This is a genomic window from Mycobacterium saskatchewanense (assembly GCF_010729105.1).
Classification (GTDB): domain Bacteria; phylum Actinomycetota; class Actinomycetes; order Mycobacteriales; family Mycobacteriaceae; genus Mycobacterium; species Mycobacterium saskatchewanense.
The window spans coordinates 467,232-477,001 of the sequence record NZ_AP022573.1; the positions used below are offsets into that span (position 1 = coordinate 467,232).

Here is a 9,770-nt window from a genome sequence, read left to right on the forward strand (position 1 = left end):
AGCGCCCCGGAGCCCTGTCGGCGCCGGTCTCGTCCCCAAGCGAGACCTCGACCGACACGGCGCTCCGCGGCGCTGTCATGCCAGGCACGAGCCGCAGTCGAATGGATTTGCAATCTTCTGCATAAGCATGCAGAATCGTCGAAATGGCCGACGAAACAAGGGTGGCAGTCGCCGGTGCGAGCGGCTACGCGGGTGGAGAGATCCTGCGACTGCTGCTGGGGCATCCGCGCTACGGCGACGGCCGCATCACGATCGGTGCGGTGACCGCGGCGGCCAGCGCCGGCAGCACGCTGGCGGAGCATCACCCGCACCTGACGCCATTGGCGCAACGGGTCTTCGAGCCCACGGAGCTGTCCGTGCTCGCCGGTCACGATGTGGTCTTTCTGGCGTTGCCGCACGGACATTCGGCGGCCCTGGCCGACCAGCTCGACGACGAAACGCTGGTCATCGACTGTGGCGCCGACTTCCGGCTCACCGACGCCGCCGCGTGGGAGCGGTACTACGGGTCCCCGTACGCGGGTAGCTGGCCCTACGGGCTTCCGGAGCTGCCCGCCGGCCGGGAGCGGCTGCGCGGCGCGCGCCGCATCGCGGTGCCGGGCTGTTACCCGACCGCGGCGCTGCTCGGCCTGTGGCCCGCCATGGCGGAGGGCCTCATCGAGCCCGCCGTCACCGTCGTCGCCGTCAGCGGCGCGTCGGGAGCCGGTCGCACCCCCAAGACCGACCTCCTCGGCTCGGAGGTCATCGGGTCGGCGCGGGCCTACAACATCGGCGGAGCGCATCGGCACACTCCAGAGATCGCCCAGGGCTTGGAAATGGTCACGGACCGCGACGTCACGGTGTCGTTCACGCCGGTGCTGATTCCCACCTCGCGCGGCATCCTGGCGACCTGCACCGCGCGCACCCGATCACCGCTGTCACAGCTGCGCGGCGCTTACGAGAAGGCTTACCACGCCGAGCCCTTCATCCATCTGATGCCCGAGGGGCAGTTGCCCCGCACCGGTGCGGTGATAGGCAGCAACGCCGCGCACATCGCGGTCGCGGTGGACGAGGCGGCCGAGACGTTCGTCGCGATCGTCGCGATCGACAACCTGGTCAAGGGCACGGGCGGTGCTGCCGTCCAGTCGATGAACCTCGCGCTGGGCTGGCCTGAAACGGAAGGACTTTCGGTCGTCGGGGTGGCGCCATGACGGAAGTGGCCAGCGCCATGCGCCTGGTGCGCGAGCAGGGCGTCACCGCCCCGGCGGGGTTCCGGGCCGCGGGCATCGCCGCGGGCATCAAGGCGTCGGGGGCCCGCGACTTGTCCCTGGTCTTGAATGAAGGACCCGACTACGCGGCCGCCGGCGTGTTCACCCGCAACAAGGTCAAGGCCGCGCCGGTGCTGTGGACGCAGCAGGTGCTGACGACCGGCGAGTTGCGCGCGGTGATCCTCAATTCCGGGGGTGCCAACGCCTGCACCGGGCCCGGCGGCTTCCAGGACGCCCATGCCACCGCGGAGGCCGTCGCGGCGGCATTGTCGGACTGGGGCACCGAAACCGGGGCCATCGAAGTCGCGGTCTGTTCCACCGGACTGATCGGGGACCGGTTGCCGATGGACAAGGTGCTCGCCGGCGTGCGGCAGATCGTCCAGGACATGGCCGGCGGACTGAGCGGCGGAGACGAGGCCGCCCAGGCGATCATGACCACCGACACGGTGCCGAAACAGGTTGCGCTGCACCACCCCGGGGACTGGACCGTCGGGGGGATGGCCAAGGGCGCCGGCATGCTCGCGCCCTCGCTGGCCACCATGCTGTGCGTGCTGACCACCGACGCGGTCGCCGACTCGGGTGCCCTCGACCGGGCGTTGCGGCACGCCGCCGCCCGCACCTTCGACCGGCTCGACATCGACGGTGCCTGCTCGACCAACGACACCGTGCTGCTGCTGGCGTCCGGCGCCAGCGGGATCGCCCCTGCCCAGGCCGACCTCGACGAGGCCATACTGCGCGTGTGCGACGACCTGTGCGCCCAGCTGCAATCCGACGCCGAGGGCGTCACCAAACGGGTCGCCGTCACCGTGACGGGCGCCGCCTCCGAGGACGACGCCCTGGCCGCCGCGCGGGTGGTCGCCCGCGACAGCCTGGTCAAGACGGCCGTGTTCGGCTCGGACCCCAACTGGGGACGCGTCCTCGCCGCCGTCGGGATGGCGCCCGTTACGCTCGACCCCAACCGAATCGCCGTGTCTTTCAACGGCTTTCCAGTGTGCATCGACGGGGCCGGGGCGCCCGGCGCCCGCGACGTGGACCTGTCGGCGGCCGACGTCGACATCACCGTCGACCTGGGTGTCGGCGCCGCCTCGGCCACCATCCGCACCACCGACCTGTCGCACGGCTACGTCGAAGAGAACTCGGCCTACAGCTCATGACCCGCGCCACCGAAGACCTGCCGACGCAGATCAAGGCCGAGGTGCTGGCCGAGGCCCTGCCGTGGCTCAAGCAGCTGCACGGCAAGATCGTCGTCGTCAAATACGGCGGTAACGCCATGACCGACGAGACGCTGAAACACGCCTTCGCGGCCGACATGGCGTTCCTGCGGAACTGCGGCATCCATCCCGTCGTCGTGCACGGCGGCGGACCGCAGATCAGTGCGATGCTGCGCCGGCTGGGCATCGAGGGCGATTTCAAGGGCGGCTTCCGGGTCACGACGCCCGAGGTGCTCGACGTCGCGCGGATGGTGCTGTTCGGCCACGTGGGCCGCGAACTGGTAAATCTGATCAACGCCCACGGCCCCTACGCCGTGGGTATCACCGGTGAGGACGCGCAGCTGTTCACCGCCGTCCGGCGCAGCGTCATCGTCGACGGGGTGGCCACCGACATCGGCCTGGTCGGCGACGTCGAACTGGTCAACACCGCGGCGGTTCTCGACTTGATCGCCGCGGGCCGCATCCCCGTGGTGTCGACCCTCGCGCCCGATGCCGAAGGCGTCGTCTACAACATCAACGCGGACACCGCGGCCGCGGCGTTGGCCGAGGCGCTGCGAGCCGAGAAGCTGTTGATGCTCACCGACGTCGAAGGCCTGTACACCAGCTGGCCCAACACGGACTCGCTCGTGAGCGAAATCGACACTGCCACACTGTCCCAACTGCTACCCACGCTGGAGGCGGGCATGATTCCCAAAGTCGAAGCGTGCCTGCGTGCCGTCACCGGCGGGGTGCCGAGCGCGCATGTCATCGACGGCCGGGTCAAGCATTGCGTCCTGGTCGAGCTCTTCACGCACGCGGGCACCGGCACCAAGGTGGTGAGCGCGTGACGGCGACGGAAGACCTCCAGCGGCGGTGGGAAGCCGTGATGATGAACAACTACGGCACGCCGCCGGTCGCGCTGGCCAGCGGCGAGGGCGCCCTGGTCACGGACGTCGACGGCAAGACCTACCTCGACCTGCTCGCGGGCATCGCGGTCAACGTGCTCGGCCATCGGCATCCCGCGGTCATCGAGGCCGTCGCGCACCAGATGGCGACGTTGGGCCACACCTCGAATCTGTATGCGACCGAACCCGGTATCGCGCTGGCCGAGGAGCTGGTCGCCCTGCTGGCCGCCGACACGCCGACGCGGGTGTTCTTCTGCAATTCCGGCGCCGAGGCCAACGAGGCGGCGTTCAAGCTGTCCCGGCTCACCGGTCGTACGAAACTGGTTGCCGCACAAGGGGCCTTCCATGGCCGAACGATGGGATCGCTGGCGCTGACCGGCCAGCCGGCCAAGCGTGCGCCGTTCGAACCGCTGCCGGGCGACGTCACTTTCGTGCCGTACGGTGACACCGATGCTTTGGCCGCCGCGGTCGGCGACGACACCGCCGCGGTGTTCCTCGAGCCGATCATGGGGGAAGGCGGGGTCGTCGTCCCTCCAGAGGGGTACCTGGCCGCCGCCCGCGAAGTCACAACGCGCCACGGCGCCCTGCTGGTCCTTGACGAGGTGCAGACCGGAATGGGCCGCACGGGCGCCTTTTTCGCGCACCAGCATGACGGGATCACCCCGGACGTCGTGACGCTGGCCAAGGGGCTCGGCGGCGGGCTGCCGATCGGGGCCTGCCTGGCCACCGGCCCGGCGGCCGACTTGCTGACGCCGGGGTCGCACGGCAGCACCTTCGGCGGAAACCCGATCTGCACCGCGGCGGCGCTGGCGGTGCTGCGCACGATCGCCGCCGAAGACCTGGTCCGGCACGCCGAGGTGTTGGGCAAGTCGGTGCGTCACAGCATCGAAGCGCTCAACCACCCGCTGATCGACCACGTGCGCGGACGGGGCCTGCTCTGGGGCGTGGTGCTGAGCGCGCCACGAGCGAAGGAGGCCGACGCGGCCGCACGGGAGGCCGGATTCCTCATCAACGCCGCCGCACCCGACGTCATCCGGTTGGCGCCCCCGCTCATCGTCACCGAAGCGCAGATCGAAGGCTTCGCCGACGCGCTGCCGGGCATCCTGGGTAAGGCCGCAGATGCCTAGGCACTTGCTGCGCGACGACGACCTGTCGCCCGACGAACAGGCCGAGATCCTGCAGCTGGCCGCCGAATTGAAGAAGGACCCGTTCAGCGCTCGCCCGCTGGAGGGGCCGCGCGGCGTCGCGGTCCTGTTCGACAAGAACTCGACCCGCACCCGGTTCTCGTTCGAGCTCGGCATCGCGCAGCTCGGCGGGCACGCCGTCGTGGTCGACGCCCGCAGCACCCAACTGGGCCGCGACGAGACCCTGGAAGACACGGCGCGGGTGTTGTCCCGATACGTCGACGCGATCGTGTGGCGGACGTTCGGCCAGGACCGGCTGCAGGCGATGGCTAAGACGGCGACGGTTCCGGTGGTCAACGCGCTGTCCGACGAGTTCCATCCGTGCCAGGTGCTGGCCGACCTGCAGACCCTCACCGAGCGCAAGGGTTCGCTTGCGGGACTTCGGATGTCCTACCTGGGCGACGGTGCCAACAACATGGCCCACTCGCTGATGCTGGGCGGGGTAACCGCGGGCATCCACGTCACCGTCGCCGCTCCCACCGGGTTCGCGCCCGCCCGGGCGCTGGTGGCCGCGGCCGAGCGGCGCGGCGAGACCACCGGCGGCTCGGTCACCCTCACCGCCGACCCGGATGCCGCCGCCCGCGGCGCCGACGTACTGGTCACCGACACCTGGACCTCGATGGGGCAGGAGGGCGACGGGCTTGATCGCGTCAAACCGTTCCGGCCGTTCCAGGTCAACGAGCGGCTGCTGGGCCTAGCGGACCCCGAAGTCGTTGTGCTGCACTGCCTTCCGGCACACCGCGGCGAAGAGATCACCGACGAGGTGATGGACGGGCCGGCCAGCGCCGTCTGGGACGAGGCCGAGAACCGGCTGCACGCCCAGAAGGCGCTGCTGGCGTGGCTGCTGGAGCGGCGCCGATGACCCGCGCGAAGACCACCCACGACATCACGCGGGCCGGCCGGCAAGACCGCATCGTGGCGATCCTGTCGTCGGCCTCGATCAGCAGCCAGAGTGAACTGGCGGCCCGGCTGGCCGGCGAGGGCATCGACGTCACCCAGGCCACACTGTCCCGCGACCTCGAAGAGCTGGGCGCGGTGAAGCTGCGCGGCGCCGACGGCGGGGTCGGCGTCTACGTCGTACCTGAGGACGGCAGCCCGGTGCGGGGCGTATCGGGTGGCACCGCGCGGTTGTCCCGGCTGCTCGGCGAGCTGCTGGTGTCGGCCGACGCGAGCGCGAACCTCGCTGTGCTGCGCACCCCGCCCGGTGGTGCCAACTACTTGGCGAGCGCAATCGACCGGGCGGCACTACCGTACGTCGTCGGCACCATCGCCGGTGACGACACCGTCTTCGTCGCGGCCCGGGACCCGATGACCGGCGCAGAGCTGGCCCGCACCCTCGAAAGCCTTACCTAAGAAGGAGATTGGTTGATGTCAGAGCGCGTCATCCTGGCGTATTCCGGCGGCCTGGACACCTCGGTGGCGATCAGCTGGATCGGCAAAGAGACCGGCCGCGAGGTGGTGGCCGTGGCGATCGATCTTGGTCAGGGCGGCGAAGACATGGAGGTCGTCCGCCAGCGTGCCCTGGATTGCGGCGCCGTGGAGGCCGTCGTCGTCGACGCCCGCGACGAATTCGCCGAGGGCTACTGCCTGCCCACCGTGCAGAACAACGCGCTCTACATGGACCGCTACCCACTGGTCTCGGCGATCAGCCGGCCCCTCATCGCCAAGCACCTGGTCGCGGCCGCCCGTGAGCACGGCGGCGGCATCGTCGCGCACGGCTGCACCGGCAAGGGCAACGACCAGGTCCGGTTCGAGGTCGGATTCGCCTCCCTGGCACCGGATCTCGAGGTGCTCGCGCCCGTCCGTGACTACGCCTGGACCCGCGAGAAGGCGATCGCGTTCGCCGAGGAGAACGGCATCCCCATCAACGTCACCAAGCGTTCGCCGTTCTCCATCGACCAGAACGTGTGGGGCCGTGCGGTGGAAACGGGCTTCCTGGAACACCTGTGGAACGCCCCCACCAAGGACATCTACGCCTATACCGAGGACCCCACCGTCAACTGGAGCACCCCCGACGAGGTGATCATCGGGTTCGAGCGCGGCGTGCCGGTGTCCATCGACGGCAGGGGAGTGTCCGTGCTGCAGGCCATCGAGGAGCTCAACCACCGCGCCGGCGCGCAGGGCGTCGGGCGCCTCGACGTGGTCGAGGACCGGCTGGTCGGCATCAAGAGCCGCGAGATCTACGAGGCGCCGGGCGCAATGGTCCTCATCACCGCGCACACCGAGCTCGAGCACGTCACCCTCGAGCGGGAGTTGGGCCGGTTCAAGCGCCACACCGATCAGCGCTGGGCCGAGCTGGTCTACGACGGGCTGTGGTATTCGCCGCTGAAGGTGGCGCTGGAGAGCTTCGTCGCCACCACGCAGGAGCACGTGTCCGGCGAGATCCGCCTGGTGCTGCACGGCGGCCACATCGCCGTCAACGGCCGGCGCAGCGCCGAATCCCTGTACGACTTCAACCTCGCCACCTACGACGAGGGCGACAACTTCGACCAGTCGGCGGCCAAGGGCTTCGTCTACGTGCACGGGCTGTCGTCCAAGATCGCCGCCCGCCGGGACCACCAGTGACGTTCGTCCAGCGGTGTTCGCCGGGCCCGGCCCGGCGACCAGACGCAAAAGGACACGACACGCCGGGCGCACACCTGCTTTTGTGTCTGCTCGGCCTAAAAAAGTGAGCACCCGCGAGGGGTCGCTCTGGGGTGGGCGATTCGCCGACGGCCCGTCCGACGCGCTGGCCGCGCTCAGCAAGTCCACCCACTTCGACTGGGTGCTGGCGCCTTACGACATCACGGCGTCACGGGCCCACACCGTGATCCTGCACCGGGCCGGCTTGCTCACCGAGGAGCAGCGCGACGGCCTGCTCGCCGGGCTGGACAGCCTCGCGGCGGACATCGCCGACGGCAGCTTCGGCCCCCTGCCCAGCGACGAGGACGTGCACGCCGCGCTCGAGCGGGGGCTGATCGACCGGGTGGGTACCGACCTGGGCGGGCGGCTGCGGGCGGGCCGGTCCCGCAACGACCAGATCGCCACCCTGTTCCGGATGTGGCTGCGCGACGCGGTCCGCCGGGTCGCGGCCGGCGCGCTGGACGTCGTCGGCGCGCTGGCCGCCCAGGCCGCCGCACACCCGGCCGCGATCATGCCCGGCAAGACGCACCTGCAGTCGGCCCAGCCGGTCCTGCTGGCCCACCACCTGCTCGCCCACGCCCACCCATTGCTGCGCGACGTCGACCGCATCCTGGACTTCGACAAGCGGGCCGCGGTCTCCCCGTACGGTTCGGGCGCGCTGGCCGGCTCGTCACTCGGCCTCGACCCGGACGCCATCGCCGCGGAGCTGGGGTTCGCCGCCGCCGCCGACAACTCGATCGACGCGACCGCCGCCCGCGACTTCGCCGCCGAGGCCGCGTTCGTCTTTGCGATGATCGCCGTCGACCTGTCCCGGCTGGCCGAGGACATCATCCTGTGGAGCTCGACCGAATTCGGATATGTCCGGCTGCACGACTCCTGGTCGACGGGCAGCTCGATCATGCCGCAGAAGAAGAACCCGGACATCGCCGAGCTGGCCCGCGGAAAGGCGGGCCGGCTGATCGGGAACCTCGCCGGACTGCTGGCCACGCTGAAGGCCCAGCCGTTGGCCTACAACCGCGACCTGCAGGAGGACAAGGAGCCGGTGTTCGACTCGGTGGCCCAGCTCGAGCTGTTGCTGCCGGCGATGGCGGGCCTGGTGGCCAGCCTGACATTCGACACCGAACGCATGGCGGCCCTCGCCCCGGCCGGCTACACGCTGGCCACCGACATCGCCGAATGGCTCGTCCGGCAAGGTGTTCCGTTCCGTTCCGCGCACGAGGCCGCCGGCGCCGCCGTGCGCACCGCGGAGGGGCGCGGCGTCGGGCTCGACGAGCTGACCGACGACGAGCTGGCCGCGATCAGCCCCGCGCTGACGCCGCGGGTGAGGGAGGTGCTGACCATCGAGGGGTCGGTGTCGTCGCGGGACGCCAGGGGCGGCACCGCGCCGCAGCGGGTCGCCGAGCAGCTCGAGGGGGTCTTGGCCAGGGGCGAGGCGCTCCGGGTACGGCTCACGTGACGGCGGTCTGGGTGCCGGGCGGCCTGAGCGGGCTAAAATAGCCGGTCTGAGCGTCCGGCAGAATCCTTCGGTCCGGATCTTCGTCGCCAAGGGGTGGGCTGAATGAGCGTCGTCGCCGGAGTCTTCGGTGCATTACCGCCCTATCGCTACTCGCAGCGCGAGCTCACCGACTTCTTCATCAGCATTCCCGACTTCGAGGGTTACGAGGACATCGTCCGGCAGCTGCACGCCAGCGCCAAGGTCAACAGCCGCCACCTGGTGCTGCCGCTGGAGCGGTATCCGGCGCTCACCGACTTCGGGATGGCCAACCGGATCTTCATCGACAACGCCGTGGACCTCGGCTGCGAGGCGCTGTCGGGCGCCCTCGACGAGGCCGGGCTGCGGCCCCAGGACCTGGACGTCCTGATCACCACGACGGTCACCGGCCTGGCGGTGCCTTCACTGGACGCGCGCATCGCAGGCCGGCTGGGTCTGCGCGACGACGTGCGCCGGGTCCCGCTGTTCGGCCTGGGCTGCGTGGCCGGGGCGGCCGGGGTGGCCCGCCTGCACGACTACCTGCGTGGGGCCCCCGACGGCGCCGCCGCCCTGGTGTCGGTAGAGCTGTGCTCGCTCACGTACCCCGGCTACAAGCCGTCGCTCGCGGGGCTCGTCGGCAGCGCCCTGTTCGCCGACGGGGCCGGAGCGGTGGTGGCCGTCGGCGATCGGCGCGCCGAGGAGGTGGACGCCCGCGGGCCCGGGATCGTCGATTCGCGCAGCCACCTCTACCCCGACTCGCTGCGCACCATGGGTTACGACGTCGGCGCCACCGGATTCGAGCTGGTGCTGTCGAAGGACGTTGCGGCCGTCGTGGAGCAATACCTGCACGACGATGTCACCGGATTCCTGGCCGCGCACGGCCTGAGCACCACCGACATCGGCGCCTGGGTCAGCCACCCCGGCGGTCCGAAGGTGATCGAGGCCATCAACGCGAGCCTGGACCTGTCTCCGCAGGCGTTGGAGCTGACGTGGCGGTCGCTGGGCGAGATCGGCAATCTGTCGTCGGCGTCGGTGCTGCACGTGCTGCGCGACACCATCGCCAAAAAGGCGCCCACCGACAGCCCCGGGCTGATGATCGCGATGGGACCCGGCTTCTGCTCCGAACTCGTCTTGCTGCGCTGGCCGTGAGGCGC

8 protein-coding genes and 1 pseudogene are annotated in these 9,770 nt (G+C 70.4%); all 9 read left to right on the plus strand.

Features of this window, described 5'->3' with window-relative positions; translation table 11 throughout:
• The first annotated feature begins 127 nt into the window (after nt 1–127).
• The 9 genes and pseudogenes from argC (at nt 128) to G6N56_RS02170 (ending at nt 9,765) form a co-directional block, all read left to right on the plus strand.
• A pseudogene (gene argC, locus G6N56_RS02130) lies at nt 128–1,187 on the plus strand (N-acetyl-gamma-glutamyl-phosphate reductase).
• Nucleotides 1,184–2,398 carry a bifunctional glutamate N-acetyltransferase/amino-acid acetyltransferase ArgJ gene (gene argJ, locus G6N56_RS02135; RefSeq protein ID WP_085256892.1) on the plus strand — a complete coding sequence of 405 codons (1,215 nt, stop codon included), beginning with the start codon at nt 1,184–1,186 and terminating at the stop codon, nt 2,396–2,398. Before argC ends, argJ begins: the two are co-directional and overlap by 4 nt.
• Nucleotides 2,395–3,282, plus strand: a complete 888-nt coding sequence (gene argB, locus G6N56_RS02140; protein ID WP_085256891.1) for an acetylglutamate kinase — start codon at nt 2,395–2,397, stop codon at nt 3,280–3,282. The genes argJ and argB overlap by 4 nt, the downstream gene beginning before the upstream one ends.
• A gap of 38 nt (nt 3,283–3,320) precedes the next feature.
• The gene (locus G6N56_RS02145) at nt 3,321–4,466 is read left to right on the plus strand and encodes an acetylornithine transaminase (protein WP_232069420.1); all 1,146 of its coding nucleotides are present in this window, start codon (nt 3,321–3,323) and stop codon (nt 4,464–4,466) included.
• The gene (gene argF, locus G6N56_RS02150; RefSeq protein WP_085256889.1) at nt 4,459–5,385 is read left to right on the plus strand and encodes an ornithine carbamoyltransferase; all 927 of its coding nucleotides are present in this window, start codon (nt 4,459–4,461) and stop codon (nt 5,383–5,385) included. Before G6N56_RS02145 ends, argF begins: the two co-directional genes overlap by 8 nt.
• A complete protein-coding gene (locus G6N56_RS02155) occupies nt 5,382–5,876 on the plus strand; it encodes an arginine repressor (protein ID WP_085256888.1) in 495 nt (164 codons plus the stop codon). Before argF ends, G6N56_RS02155 begins: the two co-directional genes overlap by 4 nt.
• 15 nt (nt 5,877–5,891) lie before the next feature.
• Entirely contained in the window at nt 5,892–7,088 is a 1,197-nt protein-coding gene (locus G6N56_RS02160) for an argininosuccinate synthase (RefSeq protein ID WP_085256887.1), read from the plus strand.
• Between the two features lie 103 nt (nt 7,089–7,191).
• A complete protein-coding gene (gene argH, locus G6N56_RS02165) occupies nt 7,192–8,601 on the plus strand; it encodes an argininosuccinate lyase (RefSeq protein WP_085256886.1) in 1,410 nt (469 codons plus the stop codon).
• Between the two features lie 102 nt (nt 8,602–8,703).
• Entirely contained in the window at nt 8,704–9,765 is a 1,062-nt protein-coding gene (locus G6N56_RS02170) for a type III polyketide synthase (protein ID WP_085256885.1), read from the plus strand.
• Nucleotides 9,766–9,770 lie beyond the last annotated feature (5 nt).

Excerpts from the sequence above, each read along its gene's own strand:
- argJ (WP_085256892.1), top strand. The coding sequence starts at position 1,184 with ATGACGGAAGTGGCCAGCGCCATGCGCCTGGTGCGCGAGCAGGGCGTC.
- argB (WP_085256891.1), top strand. The coding sequence starts at position 2,395 with ATGACCCGCGCCACCGAAGACCTGCCGACGCAGATCAAGGCCGAGGTG.
- G6N56_RS02145 (WP_232069420.1), top strand. The coding sequence starts at position 3,321 with ATGATGAACAACTACGGCACGCCGCCGGTCGCGCTGGCCAGCGGCGAG.
- argF (WP_085256889.1), top strand. The coding sequence starts at position 4,459 with ATGCCTAGGCACTTGCTGCGCGACGACGACCTGTCGCCCGACGAACAG.
- G6N56_RS02155 (WP_085256888.1), top strand. The coding sequence starts at position 5,382 with ATGACCCGCGCGAAGACCACCCACGACATCACGCGGGCCGGCCGGCAA.
- G6N56_RS02160 (WP_085256887.1), top strand. The coding sequence starts at position 5,892 with ATGTCAGAGCGCGTCATCCTGGCGTATTCCGGCGGCCTGGACACCTCG.
- G6N56_RS02170 (WP_085256885.1), top strand. The coding sequence starts at position 8,704 with ATGAGCGTCGTCGCCGGAGTCTTCGGTGCATTACCGCCCTATCGCTAC.